We start from the raw sequence: 20,110 nt of genomic DNA on the forward strand, positions 1-20,110 counted from the left end.
CGTATGAAGGTGTGGGTGACCATCACGGCGCGGCGACGCCTGGCATCTCGAATCTCGTTGGATGTCCTCGAAGTCGGGTTGGTAGACAGTGCAATGACTCTCGCGGCGCAAGCCTTCACCTCGCTGCTACCGGTGATGATTGCGGCATCGACGTTCCAACGATTGCAACCACTCGCAGCGACTGCCCGAGACGATCTGGGTATCGACCTGCCGCCGACCGATTCTGCGAGTGTCGGCACCACAGCAGCTTTCGGGGTTCTCGGGCTACTGATGTTGCTGGTGAGTTCCACGTCCTACGCCCGCGCGTTGGGACGAATGTACGGACGAATCTGGCATGTACCGATTGCCACACTTCGACAGGCCTGGCGCTGGCTGGCGGTGGTTCTCGTGATCGCCACTTCGGTAGCCGCAGCGGTGATCTGCCATCAGTTGAAAACATTTCCCGCAGCGGGTCGCCTACTCGAGTTCGCGTCCGTCTACGTCGTGGGGGCGCTGACCTGGACTGCGGTGCCCATGTTACTGACCGCCAACCGGATGACCACCCGAATGTGTATCGGCTCCGGCCTTTTGACTGCCACAGGCCTCAGCGCCCTACATGTCGCCAGCACCCTTTTCCTGCCCCGGATCACCCATACTTCTCAGAACCAATTCGGCCTTCTCGGTGTGATGTTCACACTCATCAGTTGGCTGTTCATTTTCTCCGGCATCATCGTGGTGGCGAGCGTGATCGTGAGCTCTGTCGCCAAAGACGATGGACCGTTGGGAATTTGGTTACGCGGGTGACGGATCTGCCATAGCTTCTGCGACGCTCGGATACACGTCAACTTTCACGCCGCCGGCAGCTCCCGCGAGAACATCCCGAAACTGCCCCACATCACGGGCCACGCGGAACGTGATGTTCTTGCGCTCCAACGAGTCGCGCAACTGCGCCAACATCTGAGCGCCGCTCACATCGATGAACGGTGATGTCTCGGCGTCGAGGATGATCATGCTCGTGTCCTCGGTAACGAGGGCGTCGATCTGATCCCGAACATGGTCTGCGTTGGCAAAGAACAAACCCGCTTCCACCCGGACCACGATCACACCGTCGGCAGGTTTCAACTCCGGATGACTGCTGATATCAACCCAGCGCGTGCCCTCCTTCGCCAGTGCTGCCACATGGGGCTTGGACACCCGGTAGAGAAGCAGCAACATCGATACCGCGATCCCGATGATCAACCCGGGCAACGTATCGAAGAGCAGTACGCCGAACATCGCCGCAATGGCAGCGGCAAAATCTGCGCGAGCAGCCAACCCGTAGATGCTACCCAATCGCCTTGTCCAGACCCGGTACAGCGCTGCGAGAGAAGAAAAGTCGACAAGTTCTATCACTGCGGCGATCACCACGGCCGAGAGCGTCGCTTCCGGAAGCTTTTCGAACAGCCCGGTAAGAAACAGCAGCGTCACCACCGTCAGTACCGCAACCACCAAGCCGCTGACTTGAGTCTTTGCGCCCGCCCCGCCGTTGACAGCTGTCTTGGAGAGGCTTCCGTTAACAACCATGCCCGAACAGAGGCCCGCCCCCAGATTCGCAGCACCCAACCCGGTCAGCTCCCGGTTGGCGTTTACGGTGTATCCGGCCTTGGCTGCGTAGGTCTTTGCTGCGCCCAGGCCTTCGGCAAAGCCGATGAGCAACACACCGACCGCGGGCCCGACCAAATCCAGATAGTCCTCGGCCCGCACCCCCGACGGAAGTCCGACGCTCGGCAGACCGGCATCGATGTGCCCGACGATGTCGATTCCCCGATCGTCGAGGCCGAACAATGCGACAGCAGCGATGCCCATCAACACAACCAGCAGTGAGCCCGGAACCAATGGTAGCCAGCGCTTGACCGCCAAAACAGCTGCCAAGCTGAGTAATCCGACGAATACCGTAAGACCGTCAACGTTGCCCAACTCGCGCACCACCGACCAGGCCTGAACGAAGAAGTTCCCTTCCCCTTTCTCCACTCCGAGCAACTTGGGTACCTGCCCGATGATGATGGTCAGGGCCAGACCGACGATGAAACCTTTGAGTACCGGCTCCGAGATGAACGACGCAATGAACCCCAGCCGTATGAATCCGGCGAACAGTCCGACCAGCCCCGTGACTATCGCCAGCGCCACGGACAGTGAGAGGAACCGTGAATCATCCCCTCCGGCAAGGGGAGCGATCATTGCAGCGGACAATGCCGCGGTCGCAGACATCGGACCGACGATGAGGTGGCGCGAACTACCCGCAGCGGCATACAGGATGAGCGCCGGCACTGCTGCATACAGTCCGATAACCGGGGGAACGCCCGCAATGCTGGCGTAGGCCAATGCCTCCGGGACCAGGACGGCCCACACCGTGAGACCAGCAATTATGTCCGGGCGAAGCCACGATCGCTGATAGTCGGCCAACGAACCGAATACCCACCAGTTGCGAGAGTGCGGAGTACTCATAGCCCTTGAACTCCTTTACTGATCTGCATCGCCGCGATCAAGACGAGGAGTCCGACGTTCAGCAGGTGAGTATTGGTTGCGATCCAGGTGCGGATCTTTGCCTCTTCTCGGTCAAAGCCCCCCGATTCCCTTGCCGATCAACACCACTCCGATGACCAGGATCAGCACGCTCATCACAGTCGTATTGTTGCCTTGAAGCCAAACCTTCAACTGGGCCAACGGTGCACGCAGGCGATCTGCAGCAACCAGATATCCGATCACGGGCACACACACCGTCGACGCTGCGATGACGGCGTAAATCACGATGGCAACAACTACCTGACCCGTCGGCAGTGCCGCTGAACCGATTGAAATGCCGGCAGCGATACACATCATCAGGTTCTTCGGATTGATCGCAGCCAAGGCAAACCCGAGGCCGAATCCTTTGGCCGCCGTCATATCGTCGATGGCCTGCATCCACTTGGGAGTTGCATGTTCACCACCGCGGCCGCGCCATTGCGCTACGCCGAAGGCCAGAAGCAACACACCCAAGACGAGCTTGATCCATGAAACAACCACTGATGGCTCGTCGTCGGATTTTTGCAAACTACTGGACAGAAGTACGAATATCACTGTTGCGACAACGATTCCAAGCACCCATCCCACTGCGAAGCCAATACTAGTACTGCCTGCCCGCTTCGACAGCAGCATCAGAATGGCAGCGATGATGGGAATTGGTGAAACTGCAACACCCACAGCAAGTGGCAGTAGATCGCCGATGACAGAACCCATGAGTGCCTCTTCTCTCTCCCGCTAGAGAATAGGTAGAGGCGTGCGATCAGGCCTCACACGAAAGGGATGAAAGTCGTGAGCGCAACAGATTCATCCCTGATAGGTGAAGCGTCTGCAATGCGCACGAGTGATGCTGGAACTCACCATCGGAATAGGAGTGCCAGCATGAGCGACAGCCCAGCGGGAATCGGAATCCCCGATCAGATAACGACGCCTCTCGGAACATTCGAGTTCTTCGACGGTGTACCTCTACCTGAGACCACACGCACGCTGTACGACGGTCTGGACTTCATACGCGGCGTCGACGTGTTTCTCAATGCCGTTCCGGGAGCATCCCTGGTCGCTATGCGACGCGGATTCCGCAGTATCGGTGTCGAGGGACTCAACGTTCTCGGCGTCGCCGATCCTCGGGCGAATTCGAACAGCTTCTTCCTCACTCCGAATACCGAAACTGCCTATGGGACAATGTTCATCGATCTTCACGACGGCCCGGTGGTCATCGAGCCGCCGACGGACTCACTGTGCGTCGTCGATGATTTCTGGTTCCGCTATGTCACGGATATGGGGATCGCCGGGCCGGACAAGGGAGAGGGCGGAAAGTATCTGTTCCTGCCACCCGGCTACGACGGCGTCGAGCCCGACGGCTACTACGTCTACCGGACCGCGACCTTCACCAACTGGGTGGTGTTCCGTGCACTCGCAGGCATCGAAGCCATCAAAGCGACTCGCGTCTATCGTTTGGCCGATGCGGAAGATCCGCCGGCGATGACATTCGTCAATCTTGCCGACCAAGTAGTCAATACGGTGCACTCGAACGACTTCTCCTTCTTCGAAGAGGTCAACGAACTGGTTCAGGAAGAGCCTGCGGGATCCCTCGACCCCGAGCGCGCCGGTCAACTCGCCGGGATCGGCATCGAACACGGGCGCACCTTTGCACCGGACACACGACTGAAAAAGATCCTCGATACGGCGGCAACCACAGCGGCAGGAATCAGCCGTGCGCTGGTTTTCTTTCCGCGGACCCCGGAAAATCTTGTGTTCGAGGGTGCATCCTGGAAAGAAGCGTTTGTCGGTGGCAGCTACGAATTTCTCCGCAACGGCGCTCGACTGCTGGACGCACGCACTCTGTTCCACTATTGCGCCACCGTCATCACCCCGGCGATGGCTAGCCCACAGGTCGGGACCGGGTCCGCTTACACATACACCGCTCAAGACTCGAATGGTCGTCTCCTCGACGGCGGCAAGACCTACCGGTTGGTGCTCCCCCCGAATCCGCCGGCCAAGAACTTCTGGTCAGTCGACATCTACGACACTCAAACCCGATCGCTTCTGCAAACCGACAACCCTTACCCGAGCCTCATGAGCTTGAGCGGGACCGTCGCCGAAGAACAGGATGGTTCACTTGTTCTCTGGTTCGGTCCGAGCGCGCCGGAAGGCAAGGACGCGAACTGGATTCAGACCGTCTCCGACAAGAGTTGGTTTCCGATAATCCGTCTCTACGGCCCACTTCAACCGTGGTTCGACAAGAGTTGGCAACCCGGTGAGATCGAAGAAACTCCGCAGGACCGCTAGGCCCCGCCATTCACCCGAATCGGATGACGCTTTGCCTTGCAATGAGCGCGAAACTTGTTGGGATACAACGTACGTCAATGAGGAAGGAGTGCAAGGAATGAATGCTCCCACTCGCTACCAATTCCTCATCGACGGCGAAGTATCCGACCGAGTAATAGCAGCCTTCCCCGAACTGGCCGTAGCGCCCGCTGCCGGCGGGTACACCAGCCTGTACGGACCCGTCGCCGATCACAGCGCCATGCGGAGCATCATGGCCCGGCTCGACTCACTCGGTTTGACAGTAGCCGAATTACGCAGGCTGCCAGACTGATCGAGATGTGTGCAGACTCCTGGCCCCGACCGTCGTAGCGGTCGGGGCCAGAGGCTTGTTCGCGTAGTGATCTACGCGGTATCCCACGTTGCAACAGCCCAAATGACCACAACGTCAAGCGCAATCACCAGGATCGACCACATCGGGTAGTAGGGCAGCCACAGGAAATTCGCGATGATCGAGATTGACGCAATCACGATTGCCGAAGCACGAGCCCACACTGCACCGGTGAAGAGTCCCAGCGCCACCAGAATTCCGATGATGCCCAGGACGATATGAATCCAACCCCACGTCGAAATATCGAACTTGTAGGTGTAGTTGATTCCGACGACAAACAGATTGTTGTCGGCAACTGCCGCGATGCCCTGGAGCAAAGCAACAATGCCGGCGGTCAACAGCAGAATTGCCGCTGCGAACGTCGTACCAACCGCGAAGCCCTGTTTGACAGGGTGCTCCGCGGGTTCTCGCGGTGGAGCAGTCATGAGCGTTCCTTTCGACGAGAGTGCACTTCAGTTCTCAGTCTCGAGTGCTGGTCCGGTGAAGACATCACCCGTCGAGGATGAACCGCATACGCCGGGGTTCAATGAAATCTGACCGGGTATGGCAATCGTGTGAATCGACTCCTAGAGGACCACGCACCATTGGCGCCGCTACCTCATGCCGGACACATCTTCGAAGCTTCTTGGCCGGTCCGCACCGGCGATATCCACAGCGATCGACGCCTTCGTCTGGACGGAGTCGCCCGCTACCTTCAGGATGTGGGTTTCGACAACCTCATAGCGTCCGACGCGCTGGATATCCATCCGACGTGGGTTGTCCGCCGCACAGTGATCGATGTAGTCAGGCCGATCAGATGGCCTGATCGAGTGCAACTGCGACGCTGGTGTACCGGGATATCCCACAAATGGTGCTCCATGCGGGTGCGTATCGACTCCGACGACGGAGGGTTGGTGGAAACCGAAGGCTTCTGGATCAACGTCGACCCGAAAACCGGAATGCCCGCGCGGATAAGCGAACGGTTCACTCGAGAACTAGACTCCACTGTCGTTGATCAGCACCTGCACTGGCATCGCTGGATTACCCCGGAAGTGAGTGACGCGCCGGAACGATCTTTCCCGTTGCGCGCCAGCGATTTCGATCCATTCGACCACGTGAACAACGCGGTCTACTGGCAGCCGGTCGAAGAAGCAATGGGAAAGAACCTGCGAGAGCAGCCATTTCGATCGATCGTCGAGTATTCACAGCCCATCACTCGAGCTGAGCAGGTAACTGTGTGCGAGCGTGCTGACGGCAGAACCCTCGACATCGATGTGGACGGGAAAACTCGTGCATCTGCGCGCTGGTTTCCACTCGCTCGAGTCTGTCAGGGCTGAAGCTTTCCGAACCCGACGACTGCGGAATCCGACGCCCAATCCAGGTCGTGAACCCGCACTTTTCCGAACTCGTTGCCGCCGACAGTAATTGCGTTGTCACCATCAACAGCTACAACGATATTGGTATGTTGACCGACCCAGCGCGAACTGTCGTAGATCACGACATCACCCACATCGGGGGTGTAATCGCCATCGTTCTCGGCGTAGGCGCCGATGCCTTGGTAGTACTCCTGCAGCGTATATACGCCCGGGATACGCCAACTCCCGGAATTAGGGTTGGACAGTGGGCGGCCCGCTTCACGCATGATCCAGCTGACAAAGTCGGCGCACCATTCTTCGTCGATACCGTCTGAATAGTAGGTACCTGGACGGTCCTTCTCGTGCTCGGCTTCCAGCAGCTGAAGCACCGTCATTTGATCGGTCGATAATGCGCTGGTATCGATGGCCGGAAAATCGGCGGTATCCCACGGCAGATAGCGGGACGGCGCAATCCACACCACGACGATCCCTACAGCGACGACAGCAAGCGTCAGAGCAGCAGCAATCCACAACACCACTCTGCGCCGGCCGCGGATTTCCCGACTACGAAGTTCACTCACCCCATCGAGTGTGCCAGCGCGGTCAACGGATCCACCATTGCAGCGCCGAAACCGCCACCGCCATGTCCGACATCCGTCGGGATCCCGATCGTCTCCCAATACAGGGATTGCCCGTCCTCGACATCAAGCATCCCGGACTCGTACGGTTCCACCGGCGGATACAACAGACCACTCCTGGACCGATCATTCCATCGACGCATGTCGGAACCGTGGCCTACCGTGGGCAGAACGTCCCGGCGACAGGAGAACATCAGATGCGTAACGGGTTTCGTTTACCTGGCTATGGTGGCGGTGCAGTCTTCCTGCGCAGCCATGCCGTTCCGGCGCGGACGCTCGGGACCGAGGCCCCCAGCCTCGTATTCGACGTGGGTTTACTGAGTCCCGACGAATACAACCAGTATCTCGGCCGCCCCGTCGGCGATGGATTTGTCGAGCGCCTCGCAACGTTCTTCTTCCACGCTGCCGCCGATTTCCATCCCGAGCAGTCGCTGCCGGTATTCACCGATGAAACCCTCGGACTCGCAATCTCCGCCCGTTCCAGCACTGACCTCCGGGTGGAACTTGAATTCTCACTCTCCGAGGATGCTGATTCCGATGACTCGGCACGAGACGAATTAAACTTCGAGACAAGCAGAGTCGTCCTTGCAGCGTCCGCTCAATCGGTCTGCCAACTCAGCGGCCGGGCAAGCAACCACTTCGACGGCGAGGTATGACCGTGGGATTTCTCTTCGAACTCCTCGACTTCCCCGAAGGTAGCCGGATGACGGACCTGTGGAACAACAGTTGGACCGACGAAGCCGTGGGAGACGAAATTGCGACGGGCCACTTCATCCACCTCGGCGATGATCAGCACGTCGACGTCGAGGCGGACTTTCTGAGCAGCCACTTACCGTTTCATGTCGCAGGATTGGGCGGTGTATTTCCCGATGGCAAGCCGTGGATGTTCATCATGCAGAAGGCGCCCGCCGATATCGCCATTCTTCTTCGCGGCCAAGAAGATCCCCACGCGATGCTGCGCGAAGCTCTCGACCGTGCGCTGGAGTTCAATCCGGATGCGATAGTCGCAGAAGAGTTGTCCTGGTATGTCCACGATCTCGTGAGTGTCTACGAGGACGAGGGTGCGCCGAGGTCGCTTGTCGAAAATTGGTCGGTGGCCGATCTGCTTCGTGGACTCTTGGCACAGTGTTGTGGTGCCGACCTGTCCGATATTGTTGCGGGCTACCCGGACTGCGCATTTCCGCACACCTCGCACGCCTGCGAGGATGACGTCTTCAATGACATCTTTGCCGGGTGGGTCGCCGGCCTGCAGTGATCGACGGCCACAGAACTGACAGCCGTGGACGCAATACAAGTTCACGTGAAGTCCACCGCCTGGAAATCTATTGTCTCTCAACAAGAAATCGCCCTGAGCGATTGTGACCCAAGCCGTTTCACCTTGGAGCCGCACTCACCAGGAGTCTTCTGTCATGCGTCGTACCGCCCTCTCCACCCTCACAACACTGATTCTGCTCGGCGCCGGAACAGTGGCGGGAACTCCAGCCATTGCATCCAGTGCGCCGGCGACGTGCGGAGTCTCGACCGGGTCGTTCTCGGGTTCACTCGGCGGCTCGGAGTACCTGTGCGCCAAGGAAGGTGATCTTCTCGACGTCCGCATCGGCGACGTTCATGCCACGCAGCCTTCCCTCGGATACGACGAGGTGTACTACAAACTCGGGCGATACACACTCGGAAAAGACGCCGTCAACAAGAAGTTCGACGACTGGTGCGAGGCCAACGGACAGGTCCGGGCCACAACAGCTTCCGAAACATCAACGCTGAAAGATCCCGCATCCTTCACCTGTGAGCTTCCCGTGGGACAAGAAACCACTGACAGCATCGCACCGATGAAAACCGTCGTCGTAGGACCTCGCGGGGAACTGTACCTAACCGACGGCCACCACACTCTTACCTCGTTCTACGAGACCCCGGACGGTGGGCCCGAGACGCATGTTCGCCTCCGAGTCCTCGACAACCTCAGCAATCTGAGCGAGTCGGCATTCTGGGCCGAGATGGAGAAGAACAAGTGGGTATGGGCGCGTGACGTCGACGGAAATCCGGTTTCGGTGCAGTCACTCCCCAAAGGAGTGGGCCTGGCCAACTTCGCCGACGACAAGTACCGGAGCCTCCTGTACTTCGCCCGCGACATCGGATTCGCCTCCGGCTCAATCCCTTTCCAAGAATTTTACTGGGGAGCCTGGGTGCGCGACACCGCTCCCGTTGACCTCACCGGCTGGAACAGCAGCGACGCCGCGAGCTACCTGAATACCGTCAAGGCTGTCACCAAGGCCCAAACGGCATTGGCCGGAGATGCGGTCGTCGGCAGTGGTTTCACCGCAACAGATCTGGGCGTACTGACAACCTGGAACGACGGAAAAGCCGAAGGCAAGGGAGAATTCGCCAAACTTTCCAAGCCCTACTCGGACGAGAAGCCGGGCAAGATTGCCTATGCGTTGGAGTACAAGTCCAGCCTCTGACGGCTCGAACTACATACGCTCATCGATCCGCTCGTCACCGCTACTGCGGGGCGGGCGGATTTCTGTACAACGCGGGGAACCAGATGTCCGTCAGTACCTCGGCCGCTTGAGCGCGGGTCACGTCGATGGTTCCCTGCACCGCCCAGCGGGTGAAAAATCGTTCGAGCTGAGTGACAAGCAATTCGACCCGTAACCGAGCCTCGTCCTGCTTGTCGGCCGGCCACCGTGCCAGATATTTCGGCATTGCATCCGGTAGCCCACTAATCCCGTCGCGGGCGGTGATCCGAAATTCGGGTTCGAGCGCCACAGCCTCGTCCCAGGCGGGCAACAACCGCTTGTTCTCGTCGAACCAATCGAAGGACTGCTCGAGCCAAGCAGTAAATTCTGCGCGCGAACCCGAGTCCAGCACCTCATCGAGATCCATGTAGGACGCCAACGCACTGGTGGCCATGCCGGCCGCGCCGATCGTTTTCAGCATTTCAACCCGGCTGGGGAAATGCACGTAAAACGTGGCCCGGCTGCATCCCACTACGGAGGCGATGTCATCAACCGTCACCGCTGCGTATCCACGCTCCTCGAACAAGGTTCGTGCCGCGTCCACGAGCTTGGCCCGTGTCGCGCGTTTCTGCTCGTCGCGCAGCGTTCCGCGTTTGCCTTTCGAGCCCTCAGTTGCCGTACTCACAATGCCCACCTTTGTTGAATTCCGCCGGAGTGGCAAATCGCCGACTTGATGTCATCGACCAACATAGCGTCACTCATTGACACAGCGTCAGTCAATGATGCACTATGACTCAAGTCACTTTTCGGGCGCCGCTTTCGACCGCATGCCCGGAACAGAAGAGAAAGCGATGGCCAATGAGCCCCACAAAGTTGCCGAGAGTCTGCATCATCGGCGCAGGTCCCACCGGAATCACCACCGCCAAGCGGATGAAGGAATACGGGATCCCCTTCGACTGCTACGAAGCATCCGACGAGGTCGGCGGAAACTGGTACTACAAGAATCCCAACGGAATGTCCGCGTGCTACCAGAGCCTCCACATCGACACATCGAAGTGGCGACTGGCGTTCGAGGACTTCCCCGTCTCCGCCGACCTGCCAGATTTTCCCCACCACTCCGAGCTCTTCCAGTACTTCAAGGACTACGTCGAGCACTTCGGCCTGCGCGAGTCGATCATCTTCAACACCAGCGTCGTTGCAGCGGAGCGTGATGCGGACGGACTGTGGACCATCACCCGCTCGGACGGAGAAGTCCGAACCTACGACGTACTGATGGTCTGCAACGGACACCACTGGGACCCCAACATCCCGGACTACCCGGGCGAGTTCGACGGCGTCCTCATGCACAGCCACTCGTACAATGACCCCTTCGACCCGATCGACATGCGCGGCAAGAAGGTTGTCGTCGTCGGTATGGGCAACTCCGGCTTGGACATTGCTTCCGAACTGGGCCAGCGATACCTCGCCGAAAAGCTCACCGTGTCAGCCCGACGCGGAGTGTGGGTGCTGCCGAAGTACCTGAACGGCGTGCCCGGCGACAAATTGATCACCCCGCCCTGGATGCCGCGCGGTTTGCGCCTATTCCTGAGTCGCCGATTCCTCGGCAAAAATCTCGGAACGATGGAAGGCTACGGCCTACCGAAGCCCGACCATCGCCCCTTCGAAGCCCATCCCTCGGCAAGCGGCGAGTTCCTGGGACGCGCCGGAGCAGGCGATATCTCCTTCAAGCCGGCGATCACCAAACTCGAAGGCAAGCAAGTTCGTTTCGCGGACGGCACCGCCGAGGACGTGGACGTCATCGTCTGCGCAACCGGATACAACATCACCTTCCCCTTCTTCAGTGACTCGAAGTTGGTGCCGGACAAGGACAACAAGCTCCCCCTCTTCAAGCGCATGATGAAGCCCGGAATCGACAACCTCTTCTACATGGGTCTCGCACAACCGATGCCGACACTCGTCAACTTTGCCGAGCAGCAGAGCAAACTCGTCGCGGCGTACCTGACCGGCCGATACCAGCTGCCGTCACCGAGCGAGATGCAGGACATCACCAAGGCCGACGAGGCATACTTCCTCGCCCCCTATTACAAGTCCGCCCGCCACACCATTCAGGTCGAGTTCGATCCCTACGTTCGCGACATGAACAAGGAAATCGCCAAGGGCGCCAAGCGCGCTGATGCCTCGGGCAACAAGCTGCCCATTGCAGCCCGCGCCGCAGCGCACGAACTCGAGAAAGCGGAGCGCGCATGAGCCTGGTGAACGGTCACTGCGACAACGAGTTCGAAGCTGTTTACAACGCTTTCGAAGCGCAACTCGCATCCGGCGAGGAGCTGGGCGGGTCCATCGCCATCACCGTCGACGGTAAGCCTGTCGTCGATATCTGGGGCGGCTACGCCGACGAATCACGGACCACTCCTTGGGGTTCCGACACCATCGTCAACACCTTCTCCATCACCAAGACAATGGCAGCACTCTCGGCGTTGCTTCTCGTCGAGCGTGGCCAACTGGACGTCTACCAGAAGGTGGCTCATTACTGGCCCGAATTTGCGGCAAACGGTAAGGCCGACATCGAGGTTCGACACCTGCTCTCCCACACCTCCGGAGTCTCCGGCTGGGAACGTCCGATCGAACTGGAGGACCTTTACGATCTCGAGGCTTCCAGCGCGCGACTCGCAACTCAGGCCCCCTGGTGGCCACCGGGAACGGCGTCGGGCTATCACGCCATCAACTACGGCCACCTGATCAGTGAAGTGATCCGCCGGATCGATGGACGCACCCTCGGCAGGTTCTTCGCGGAGGAACTCGCCGGACCGTTGGGCGCGGACTACCAAATCGGCACATCCGCAAAGGATTTCGGCCGAATCGCCACACTGGTTCCGCCGCCCGAGCTCGAATTCGATTTGTCCACACTCGATCAGGACAGCATCTTCATCAAGACCCTGACCTGCCCCCTGCTCGACTACCCCAAGGTCAATACCGCGCCGTGGCGGGAAGCCGAAATCGGTGGAGCCAACGGTCACGGAAACGCGCGCTCCATCGCCCGAATCCAGTCACTGATCTCCAACGGCGGCGAACTCGACGGCAAGAAGTTGCTCTCCCAGAGCACGATCGACCTGATTTTCGAGATTCAAGCCGACGGCCTCGACCTCGCGATCATGACTCCGCTGAAATTCGGCATCGGCTACGGACTACCCCACCCCGACACCGCGCCGCTCGTACCCGCGGGTCGTTCATGCTGGTGGGCCGGGATCGGTGGTTCGATGCTCGTCAACGATCTGGACCGACGGATGACCTTCGCCTATGTCATGAACAAGATGGCACCGGGCCTGATCGGTTCTGACCGCAGCAACGCTTACCTGAGCGCTGCCTACAATTCCGCAGTAAGTGAGGTTGCGTCGTGAAAGCAGCTCAACTCATGGGACCGGGTGTCCTCGAGATCAACGACGTACCGATCCCCGAGATCGGCCCGTCGGAAATCCTCATCCGGGTGGGCGCGGCCGGAATCTGCCACTCCGACCTTCATCTCCTCCACTTCCCGTACAAGATGCGAGAAGAACCGCTGACCATCGGCCACGAGATCGCCGGCACCATCGAAGCTGTCGGCAGTAATGTCGACGGCCGGACCGTCGGCGAGCGTGGCGTCGTATACCTGTGCTGGTCATGCGGACAATGTCGAGAGTGTATGAGCGGCAACGAAAACATGTGTCTGGCTGCCGGACGCACCGCGATGCCGCCCTGCCCCGGTCTGGGCCCCGAAGGCGGAATGGCCGAGTACGTGAAAATCCCGGCCCGCTCCTTTGTCCCGATCGGAGATCTCGATTTCCTCCAGGCCGCACCACTCGCCGACGCCGCACTGACCAGTTACCACGCAATCCGCGGCGCTCGTGAACACTTGCAGCCGGGCACCACTGCTGTGGTGATCGGCATCGGCGGCCTGGGCCACGTTGCGGTGCAGATACTTCGGGCGAGCAGTGCTGTACGCATCATTGCAGTCGATGTCGGACAGGATCAATTGGATCTTGCCAAGCGATGCGGAGCAGATATCGCGCTCGAGTCTGGACCGGACACAGCGAAGCAGATCCTCGACCTGACTTCAGGCCGAGGTGCAGAAACCGTCTTCGACTTCGTCGGTATCGACGCCACCGCGCAGATGTCCGTCGAAGCCGTCGCCCCGAACGGCGCCTACCGCATGGTCGGTCTCGGCGGCGGAAGTCCCGGAATTACCACTGAGGCTGCCGGCGGGCCGGGCTGGCCGTGGGGAGCATCGATCCGAAAATCTTACGGTGGCACCAGGAACGATCTGGTCGATTCCATCGCCCTGGCACAGGCCGGTCTGGTAACGGTAGAAGTCGCCCGATTCGATCTCGCCGATGCTCGCGACGCTCTCGACCGTCTCGAACACGGCAAGATCACCGGACGCGCAGTGCTCGTACCCTAATCCTCGAAAGGTGCTTCACGTGACCACCCCCGCTGATACACAAGCATTCATCGCGTCTGTTCTGGCCGGACTCACCGGCCCCGGAGGACGTTTCGAAATGGGCATCGAGGATGTCCTGGGTAGTTCGATGCCTGTCATGAAGAACCGTGACAAGTCATTGGGCGCCGTACTCGAGGCCTCACTCGACTACGGATCTCGTGACTATCTGGTGACGAAAGACCGTCGCTTCAGCTACCTCGAACACGGCGCGGCCGTGGCAGCCTTGGCGACCGCCCTCCGCGACAAGTACGGAGTACGCAAGGGCGACCGAGTTGGCATCCTCGCCGCAAACACCCCGGAGTGGGTCATTGCGTTCTGGGCTGCTCAAACTCTCGGAGCCATCGCGGTCGGCTTCAACTCATGGTGGGTGGCGCGTGAGGTGGAGTACGGAATCGAACACACGACGCCCACCGTGGTGATCGCCGATGCCAAGCGAGCACACATTCTTGCCGGGTTGAACACCGACTTTCCGGTGATCACGATGGAAGAGGATCTCCCCGCCCTACTCGAGAAGTACTCGGGATCACCACTCCCGCATACCGCTGTCGACGAGGACGACCCGGCCGTCATCCTGTACACGAGTGGAACCAGTGGCCGACCCAAGGGGGCTGTCCACACTCACCGAAATGTCTTGGCCGTCATCGACTACCACCGCTTCAACGATTGCCTGGCCGCTGCATTCACCGGACAGCCGATCGACGATCGACCGAGTGACCTGCGGTACCTGCTGACCGCGCCGCTGTTCCACATCGCCAGCCTCCACAACCTCGCAATCCCGCGACTGGCCACCGGTGGAGCCGTAGTCATCCATCAGGGCGCCTTCGACGTCGACGAAGTCCTCAGCCTCGTCGAACGAGAAAAGGTCACCAATTGGGCCGTGGTCCCCACCATGGCAAGTCGCCTCCTCGAGCATGGCAATCTCGGGAAGTACGACCTGACGTCGCTGAGCGCCTTTGCTTTGGCCTCTGCTCCATCGTCGCCGGCATTGCAGGATCGCCTCCGGGAGCACTTGCCGTTTGCGCAACACTCGTTGGTGGACAGCTACGGACTCACGGAATCCTCCACCGGCATCTCCGTTGCAACGCCCCCGGAACTCGCCGCGTTCCCGGGAACTCTGGGGCGCCCGGTTATCGGAGTGAGTGTGGAAATCCGCGATGCCTTCGGCGTGAGCCTTCCGGATGGAGAGGAAGGCGAAATCTGTGCTCGCAGCGCCTATGTGATGCTCGGCTACTGGAACGACGAAACCGCCACCGCCGCCGCCATCGGCCCCGACCGTTGGCTCCGGACCGGAGACTACGGAGTCCTCGAAGACGGCCGACTCCGACTGACCGGACGTCGATCCGACCTGATCCTGCGCGGTGGCGAAAATGTCTATCCGCTCGAGATCGAACAGTGCCTCGACGAGCATCCCGCCGTACTCGAATGCATCGTCTTGGGCATCGATTCTCCCGATCTCGGGCAGGAAGTGGCTGCCGTGGTGGTCGTACATTCCGAGGACGCCGTGACCGAAGACGAATTGCGGGACTTCGCCGGCGAACGTTTGGCCTACTTCAAGGTCCCAGTCAAGTGGCAGATCACTACTACCCCCTTGCCTCGCAACGCAACCGGAAAGACTATCCGCACAAAGGTGGCTATCTCATGATCTACGACGCCGTGATCAACAACGGACGCTGGTTCGACGGCACCGGGGCACCGTCGGCGATTCGGAACCTCGGCATCCGGAATGGCCGCGTCGCCGCCGTCTCGGCCGAATCACTCGACGAAACCGGTTGTCCCCGAGTCATCGACGCCGGCGGCAAATGGGTACTCCCAGGAATCGTCGACATTCACACGCACTACGACGTCGAGATCCTGAACAGTCCCGCACTGAGTGAGTCTCTGCGCCACGGGGTTACCTCGATCTTCCTCGGATCATGTTCCCTGTCCACCATTCACGTAGACCCCTCCGACGCCGGAGATCTGTTCGGGCGAGTCGAAGCCATTCCCCGCAAGCACGTCGTCGAGGCGCTAGCCCGGGTCAAAACGTGGACGTCGGCCCAGGAATACGTCGACGCACTCGAATCACTTCCTCTGGGCCCCAACGTCGCTGCTTTCATCGGACACTCCGATATTCGCGCTGCAGAGATGGGTCTCGACCGGGCGACCCGAAAAGACGTACGGCCCAGCGCCCTCGAACAGGCGTCGATGGAAAGGCAATTGGTCGAGGCGCTCGACGCAGGCTTTGTCGGAATGTCGGCCCAGCAACTGATGTTCGACAAACTCGACGGCGAAACCTGTCGTTCGCGTACCCTGCCGTCGACGTATGCCAAGCCGAAAGAACGACGGCGACTCAATGCAATTCTGCGTCAGCGAGGCCGGGTGATGCAGGCCGGCCCCGACCCCACCAATCCTCTCAGTACCGGTTCGATGGCCTTCACCAGTGTGGGAATCTGGCGCAAGCGACTCAAGACCAGCATGCTCTCGGCAGCCGACATCAAGTCGAACAAGTTTGCAGTGGCGATCCTCGGCCCTCTTGCGCACCTGGTTAATCGACTCGGTGGCGACTTGAGGTGGCAGCATCTGCCGGTGCCATTCGAGGTGTACGCCGACGGTATCGACCTTGTTGTCTTCGAGGAATTCGGTTCCGGTGCCGCAGCACTGCACCTTACGGACGAGATGGAACGCAACATCATGTTGCGTAGCGAGGAATACCGTCGCCAGTTCCGCAAGGACTACGACCAGAAGTTCGGCGTCAAGGTGTGGCACCGCGACTTCTTCGACGCCGAAATCGTAGAGTGCCCGGATGATTCGGTAGTCGGTAAGACTTTCGGACAGGTCGGTGTCGAACGCGGCGTCGCCCACCCCGTCGACGCTTTTCTCGATCTGATTCTCGAACACGGCACCAAGGTCCGCTGGCGCACGACAATCTCCAACCATCGGCCCGAGATCTTGGACAAATTCGCCCAGGACAAGGGTGTTCAGATCGGATTCTCCGACGCCGGAGCACATTTGCGCAATATGGCGTTCTACAACTTCGGTTTGCGCCTACTCCGCCGGGTACACGACGCGGAACTGGCCGGGCGTCCGTTCATGACGGTCGAGGCCGCAGTACACCGGCTGACCGGCGAACTCGCCGACTGGTACGGCGTCGACGCCGGCCACCTGAGGCTGGGCGACCGCGCCGATCTTGTTGTCATCGATCCCGCGCACCTCGATGATTCACTCGACAGCTACTCCGAAAGCCCGATCGCGGAGTTCGACAATCTCTCTCGCATGGTCAATCGGAACGACAAGACCGTCACCGCAGTATTTGTCGGAGGCGAGTATGCCTTCGGCGAAGGCGAAGCAGCACCGGTTCTCGGCAACCGTCGAATCGGAAAATTCTTGAAAGCAGGCGCACATTAATACTTCCAGGTTTGCCGGCAAGACCGCTGTCGTGACCGGCGCGGCTTCAGGGATCGGCGCGGCAATTGCCTTGCGTCTCATCAGTGAAGGCGCGCGCGTTGCCGGTATCGACGTCGCCGAGGACGCCCTCAAGGAGATGGCGACACAGCATGACGGTGCATTCTTTGCTGCCCCGGCCGACGTGACCAAGGAATCCGAGGTTGCTGCGGCCGTCGCCGCCGCGGCAGCCGAATTCGGTGGCATCGATATTGCATTCAACGTTGCCGGTGCGTCGAGGGTCGGGCCCATTGTCGATCTCGACGAAGCGGATTGGGACTTCACGATCGATCTGGTGCAGAAGGGCGTATTCCTATGCACCAAGCACGAGGCGCGCCACATCAAGGAGCACGGCCGCGGCGGCGCCATTGTCAATGTCGCCTCGCTCAACGCTCACATTCCGATGCCGTACGGTAGCCCCTACTCCACCGGCAAAGCGGGCGTGGAAATGTTCAGCAAGGCTGCTGCGGTGGAACTCGCGGGCGCCGGCATTCGCGTCAATTCCGTTCTGCCCGGCCTGGTCGACACCCCTCTCGTCGCACCGGTCATGGCGTACGAACCCGCCCGAGACATGTTCCTCGCGCGTATTCCCATGGCACGGGCGGCAACTCCCGAAGAAATTGCCGGCCCGTGTCTCTACCTTGCGAGCGATGACGCCACCTATGTCACCGGAACGTCATTGGTTGTTGACGGCGGATGGGAAGTGTCCAACTACCCCGATCTGACAACCCTCGGCAGTTAAGTTTCGCTGCTGGGCAATGCACACACCATGTCGAGGCCGAGGACGTGGTTGAGCCGACCTGAGGCCAACCACGATCCGAGGCACATACTCAGTTCGACGATTTCGGCCTGAGAGTAGTGGGCGCTCATGCGCTCCCAGAACTCGTCGTCGAGGTTGTGATGATCGATGGCGTACCGCTCGGCGTATTCCGCGGCCAAACGGGTTCTGTCGTCGAAGGCATCAGTGGTGCGCCAATCGGTGACGGCCTCGGCAAAAGTGGACTCCACAATTTCGCCGTCACGTTTCGTTCGCCAGTCCTGACACGTGATGCACCCGTTGATCTGCGCGATACGCAGACGTGCGGCCTCGAACTCCCGAAGCCCGAAAGAGCTTTTGCTGTAAACATTTTGAGATAGTGCAGCGGCCGCCGGACCTATGCCCGGAACCATCTCTCCCCACACATAGGCCAGAGGATCTTTGCCTTCAGGAATGTCGATGTTCATGCTCTGTCCTCCAAGTTTCGGCGCCGAGTTTACCGACACCAGCGGTGAGTGGAACGTCGAGCGCATCGTACAAGCCAGGCTTCGCGGCACGTAGCCACGGGATGGCATTGACGAGACGCCCTACCGCAGTGGCGTTTCCGCCGGCAGCACGGTTTCCGCCCTCATCGGTCGCCTCGACATTGATCTCGATGCGCGGGCGACCTTCGATGATGACCTTGTGCGCTCCGTCGCCGCCGTCCGGTGGCATCGGCCAGTCCGGAGCACACGACGGATGGATGCGCGTGACGTGTTCGATGACGATGAGCGGCTTACCGTCGACGATCCCCTGGACTTCGAAGCGCAACGCGCCCTGGGTTCCGGCGGCAAACTCACCCATCTGCTCCGTCGTGACGCTCTGATCGAGTTCACGACGCAGCAGAGTCTCACGCACTGCGTCGAGTTCAACACCCAAAGCCCGGGCCATGAGCCGAATCTGGCCGCCCCACACCATCGTCGGCACACCGGGGGCCACCATCGGGGGCTCGTAGTCCATGGGTTGACCCATACCGACCAGATAGCGAACAGAATCGGGTTGATCGTAGGTTGTGTAGTCGAAAATTTCCTGGCACCGGATCTGATCGATCGTTCCCGCCAGCCCCGTGAGGAGTACCGGCAGAATGTCGTTGCCCCAACCGGGATCGACACCGGAGACGAACAGTGCGCCGCCGCCGGCCTTGGCCGCAGCCTCGACGGGTTCGCGTACCTCAGGTGGCGCCGAACGGTGGTCGTAGAGCGCATACACCGACGGCGTCACCACCACCGCGCCGGCGGTCAGCGCGCGCGTGATGTCCGCAACCGCATCATCGGGCCGTATATCCCCGGACGCGGCGTAGACCACCGCACCGGGGGCGGTAGCAAGCACAGCGTCGGCGTTATCTGTGGCGGCTACGCCGAGGCGGTATCCGAGTTGAGCAAGATCCCCCGCGTCTCGGCCGACCTTGTCGGGGTTCGCGACAATGACCGCTGACAACTCGAGGGCAGGATTTGCGACCACTGCGCGAATCGAGGCGCGACCGACGTTCCCGGTCCCCCAGACGACGGTTCGGATCCGTCCAACAAGACCTGCCGTGGCATCACTGACATCCATGAGTCGGACATTACTCAGCCCGGTGTTCATCGCACGGCCGAATGCGCGAACTACCCGGTCAGGAACACCACTCAATTCAGCTGCACCATTGAAACTCTCGATCAGTACGACCGTGCATATCGGACCGACTTAGGAGCATGCCGCACCCAGCGGCAAAGCTGGACATTAGTGGCCAACTGCAATGACGGCTACAAACGGTCACACATTTTGCGATTTGTCCGTTACAGTCGCCTTGACGCGTGAGCCCGGTTGAATCCAGATGCCCAGT

21 protein-coding genes are annotated in these 20,110 nt (G+C 60.1%); 13 read left to right on the forward strand and 8 right to left on the reverse strand.

Annotated elements, in window-relative coordinates; all coding sequences use genetic code 11:
- The first annotated feature begins 15 nt into the window (after positions 1 to 15).
- Positions 16 to 783 carry a hypothetical protein gene (locus tag MTX36_RS25215; RefSeq protein ID WP_243622363.1) on the forward strand — a complete coding sequence of 256 codons (768 nt, stop codon included), beginning with the start codon at positions 16 to 18 and terminating at the stop codon, positions 781 to 783.
- Here MTX36_RS25215 and MTX36_RS25220 read toward each other — a convergent pair.
- Both MTX36_RS25220 and MTX36_RS25225 read right to left on the reverse strand, forming a co-directional pair.
- Complete coding sequence (locus tag MTX36_RS25220) at positions 772 to 2,463, reverse strand: SulP family inorganic anion transporter (RefSeq protein WP_243622364.1); 1,692 nt, start codon at positions 2,461 to 2,463, stop codon at positions 772 to 774. The genes MTX36_RS25215 and MTX36_RS25220 overlap by 12 nt on opposite strands.
- Before the next feature lie 111 nt (positions 2,464 to 2,574).
- Positions 2,575 to 3,234, reverse strand: coding sequence for a GAP family protein (locus tag MTX36_RS25225; RefSeq protein ID WP_243622365.1), 660 nt, complete (start codon positions 3,232 to 3,234; stop codon positions 2,575 to 2,577).
- A gap of 165 nt (positions 3,235 to 3,399) precedes the next feature.
- Between MTX36_RS25225 and MTX36_RS25230 the strand changes: the two genes are divergently transcribed.
- On the forward strand, positions 3,400 to 4,806 hold the full coding sequence (locus tag MTX36_RS25230; RefSeq protein WP_243622366.1) for a DUF1254 domain-containing protein: 1,407 nt from the start codon (positions 3,400 to 3,402) through the stop codon (positions 4,804 to 4,806).
- Between the two features lie 97 nt (positions 4,807 to 4,903).
- Positions 4,904 to 5,116: a hypothetical protein gene (locus MTX36_RS25235; RefSeq protein ID WP_243622367.1), complete on the forward strand. Its 213-nt coding sequence runs from the start codon at positions 4,904 to 4,906 to the stop codon at positions 5,114 to 5,116.
- 71 nt (positions 5,117 to 5,187) lie between these two features.
- On the opposite strand, the gene MTX36_RS25240 is transcribed toward MTX36_RS25235, so the two are convergent.
- On the reverse strand, positions 5,188 to 5,598 hold the full coding sequence (locus MTX36_RS25240) for a hypothetical protein (RefSeq protein ID WP_243622368.1): 411 nt from the start codon (positions 5,596 to 5,598) through the stop codon (positions 5,188 to 5,190).
- A 129-nt stretch (positions 5,599 to 5,727) separates the two neighbouring features.
- Here MTX36_RS25240 and MTX36_RS25245 point away from each other — a divergent pair, with 129 nt between their 5' ends.
- The gene (locus MTX36_RS25245; protein WP_243622369.1) at positions 5,728 to 6,489 is read left to right on the forward strand and encodes an acyl-[acyl-carrier-protein] thioesterase; all 762 of its coding nucleotides are present in this window, start codon (positions 5,728 to 5,730) and stop codon (positions 6,487 to 6,489) included.
- Here the strand turns inward: MTX36_RS25245 and MTX36_RS25250 are convergent.
- Both MTX36_RS25250 and MTX36_RS25255 read right to left on the reverse strand, forming a co-directional pair.
- On the reverse strand, positions 6,480 to 7,088 hold the full coding sequence (locus MTX36_RS25250) for a CHAP domain-containing protein (protein ID WP_243622370.1): 609 nt from the start codon (positions 7,086 to 7,088) through the stop codon (positions 6,480 to 6,482). The two genes, MTX36_RS25245 and MTX36_RS25250, sit on opposite strands and share 10 nt — an antisense overlap.
- Positions 7,085 to 7,288 (reverse strand): hypothetical protein, encoded by a 204-nt coding sequence (locus MTX36_RS25255; RefSeq protein ID WP_243622406.1) that lies wholly within the window; start codon positions 7,286 to 7,288, stop codon positions 7,085 to 7,087. Before MTX36_RS25255 ends, MTX36_RS25250 begins: the two co-directional genes overlap by 4 nt.
- Before the next feature lie 54 nt (positions 7,289 to 7,342).
- On the opposite strand from MTX36_RS25255, the gene MTX36_RS25260 reads away from it, so the two are divergent.
- From MTX36_RS25260 to MTX36_RS25270, 3 genes are all read left to right on the forward strand, one after another.
- Complete coding sequence (locus MTX36_RS25260; protein WP_243622371.1) at positions 7,343 to 7,801, forward strand: hypothetical protein; 459 nt, start codon at positions 7,343 to 7,345, stop codon at positions 7,799 to 7,801.
- Positions 7,798 to 8,400 (forward strand): hypothetical protein, encoded by a 603-nt coding sequence (locus MTX36_RS25265; RefSeq protein ID WP_243622372.1) that lies wholly within the window; start codon positions 7,798 to 7,800, stop codon positions 8,398 to 8,400. Before MTX36_RS25260 ends, MTX36_RS25265 begins: the two co-directional genes overlap by 4 nt.
- A 154-nt stretch (positions 8,401 to 8,554) precedes the next feature.
- On the forward strand, positions 8,555 to 9,601 hold the full coding sequence (locus MTX36_RS25270; RefSeq protein ID WP_243622373.1) for a ParB/Srx family N-terminal domain-containing protein: 1,047 nt from the start codon (positions 8,555 to 8,557) through the stop codon (positions 9,599 to 9,601).
- Positions 9,602 to 9,641: 40 nt separating this feature from the next.
- On the opposite strand, the gene MTX36_RS25275 is transcribed toward MTX36_RS25270, so the two are convergent.
- A complete protein-coding gene (locus MTX36_RS25275; protein WP_243622374.1) occupies positions 9,642 to 10,292 on the reverse strand; it encodes a TetR/AcrR family transcriptional regulator in 651 nt (216 codons plus the stop codon).
- Positions 10,293 to 10,456: 164 nt separating this feature from the next.
- Here MTX36_RS25275 and MTX36_RS25280 point away from each other — a divergent pair, with 164 nt between their 5' ends.
- The 6 genes from MTX36_RS25280 to MTX36_RS25305 are packed head-to-tail and all read left to right on the forward strand — an operon-like array spanning position 10,457 to position 18,234.
- Positions 10,457 to 11,845 (forward strand): NAD(P)/FAD-dependent oxidoreductase, encoded by a 1,389-nt coding sequence (locus MTX36_RS25280; RefSeq protein WP_243622375.1) that lies wholly within the window; start codon positions 10,457 to 10,459, stop codon positions 11,843 to 11,845.
- On the forward strand, positions 11,842 to 12,996 hold the full coding sequence (locus MTX36_RS25285; protein ID WP_243622376.1) for a serine hydrolase: 1,155 nt from the start codon (positions 11,842 to 11,844) through the stop codon (positions 12,994 to 12,996). Before MTX36_RS25280 ends, MTX36_RS25285 begins: the two co-directional genes overlap by 4 nt.
- Positions 12,993 to 14,033 (forward strand): NAD(P)-dependent alcohol dehydrogenase, encoded by a 1,041-nt coding sequence (locus MTX36_RS25290; RefSeq protein WP_243622377.1) that lies wholly within the window; start codon positions 12,993 to 12,995, stop codon positions 14,031 to 14,033. Before MTX36_RS25285 ends, MTX36_RS25290 begins: the two co-directional genes overlap by 4 nt.
- Positions 14,034 to 14,052: 19 nt before the next feature.
- Positions 14,053 to 15,714, forward strand: coding sequence for a class I adenylate-forming enzyme family protein (locus MTX36_RS25295; RefSeq protein WP_243622378.1), 1,662 nt, complete (start codon positions 14,053 to 14,055; stop codon positions 15,712 to 15,714).
- A complete protein-coding gene (locus tag MTX36_RS25300; RefSeq protein ID WP_243622405.1) occupies positions 15,711 to 17,456 on the forward strand; it encodes an amidohydrolase family protein in 1,746 nt (581 codons plus the stop codon). Before MTX36_RS25295 ends, MTX36_RS25300 begins: the two co-directional genes overlap by 4 nt.
- Positions 17,452 to 18,234, forward strand: coding sequence for an SDR family NAD(P)-dependent oxidoreductase (locus tag MTX36_RS25305; protein WP_308198252.1), 783 nt, complete (start codon positions 17,452 to 17,454; stop codon positions 18,232 to 18,234). Before MTX36_RS25300 ends, MTX36_RS25305 begins: the two co-directional genes overlap by 5 nt.
- On the opposite strand, the gene MTX36_RS25310 is transcribed toward MTX36_RS25305, so the two are convergent.
- Positions 18,231 to 18,716: a carboxymuconolactone decarboxylase family protein gene (locus tag MTX36_RS25310; protein ID WP_243622380.1), complete on the reverse strand. Its 486-nt coding sequence runs from the start codon at positions 18,714 to 18,716 to the stop codon at positions 18,231 to 18,233. The genes MTX36_RS25305 and MTX36_RS25310 overlap by 4 nt on opposite strands.
- Positions 18,697 to 19,842 carry a dihydrodipicolinate reductase gene (locus MTX36_RS25315; protein WP_243622381.1) on the reverse strand — a complete coding sequence of 382 codons (1,146 nt, stop codon included), beginning with the start codon at positions 19,840 to 19,842 and terminating at the stop codon, positions 18,697 to 18,699. The genes MTX36_RS25310 and MTX36_RS25315 overlap by 20 nt, the downstream gene beginning before the upstream one ends.
- Positions 19,843 to 20,110: the final 268 nt, after the last annotated feature.

It is taken from the genome of Rhodococcus sp. ARC_M6 (assembly GCF_022810305.1).
In the GTDB taxonomy this organism is placed as follows: Bacteria; Actinomycetota; Actinomycetes; order Mycobacteriales; family Mycobacteriaceae; genus Rhodococcus_F.

Excerpts from the sequence above, each read along its gene's own strand:
- MTX36_RS25285 (WP_243622376.1), top strand. The coding sequence starts at position 11,842 with ATGAGCCTGGTGAACGGTCACTGCGACAACGAGTTCGAAGCTGTTTAC.
- MTX36_RS25235 (WP_243622367.1), top strand. The coding sequence starts at position 4,904 with ATGAATGCTCCCACTCGCTACCAATTCCTCATCGACGGCGAAGTATCC.
- MTX36_RS25270 (WP_243622373.1), top strand. The coding sequence starts at position 8,555 with ATGCGTCGTACCGCCCTCTCCACCCTCACAACACTGATTCTGCTCGGC.
- MTX36_RS25255 (WP_243622406.1), bottom strand. The coding sequence starts at position 7,288 with ATGCGTCGATGGAATGATCGGTCCAGGAGTGGTCTGTTGTATCCGCCG.
- MTX36_RS25260 (WP_243622371.1), top strand. The coding sequence starts at position 7,343 with ATGCGTAACGGGTTTCGTTTACCTGGCTATGGTGGCGGTGCAGTCTTC.
- MTX36_RS25240 (WP_243622368.1), bottom strand. The coding sequence starts at position 5,598 with ATGACTGCTCCACCGCGAGAACCCGCGGAGCACCCTGTCAAACAGGGC.
- MTX36_RS25225 (WP_243622365.1), bottom strand. The coding sequence starts at position 3,234 with ATGGGTTCTGTCATCGGCGATCTACTGCCACTTGCTGTGGGTGTTGCA.
- MTX36_RS25280 (WP_243622375.1), top strand. The coding sequence starts at position 10,457 with ATGAGCCCCACAAAGTTGCCGAGAGTCTGCATCATCGGCGCAGGTCCC.
- MTX36_RS25315 (WP_243622381.1), bottom strand. The coding sequence starts at position 19,842 with ATGGATGTCAGTGATGCCACGGCAGGTCTTGTTGGACGGATCCGAACC.
- MTX36_RS25300 (WP_243622405.1), top strand. The coding sequence starts at position 15,711 with ATGATCTACGACGCCGTGATCAACAACGGACGCTGGTTCGACGGCACC.
- MTX36_RS25265 (WP_243622372.1), top strand. The coding sequence starts at position 7,798 with ATGACCGTGGGATTTCTCTTCGAACTCCTCGACTTCCCCGAAGGTAGC.
- MTX36_RS25220 (WP_243622364.1), bottom strand. The coding sequence starts at position 2,463 with ATGAGTACTCCGCACTCTCGCAACTGGTGGGTATTCGGTTCGTTGGCC.
- MTX36_RS25230 (WP_243622366.1), top strand. The coding sequence starts at position 3,400 with ATGAGCGACAGCCCAGCGGGAATCGGAATCCCCGATCAGATAACGACG.
- MTX36_RS25310 (WP_243622380.1), bottom strand. The coding sequence starts at position 18,716 with ATGAACATCGACATTCCTGAAGGCAAAGATCCTCTGGCCTATGTGTGG.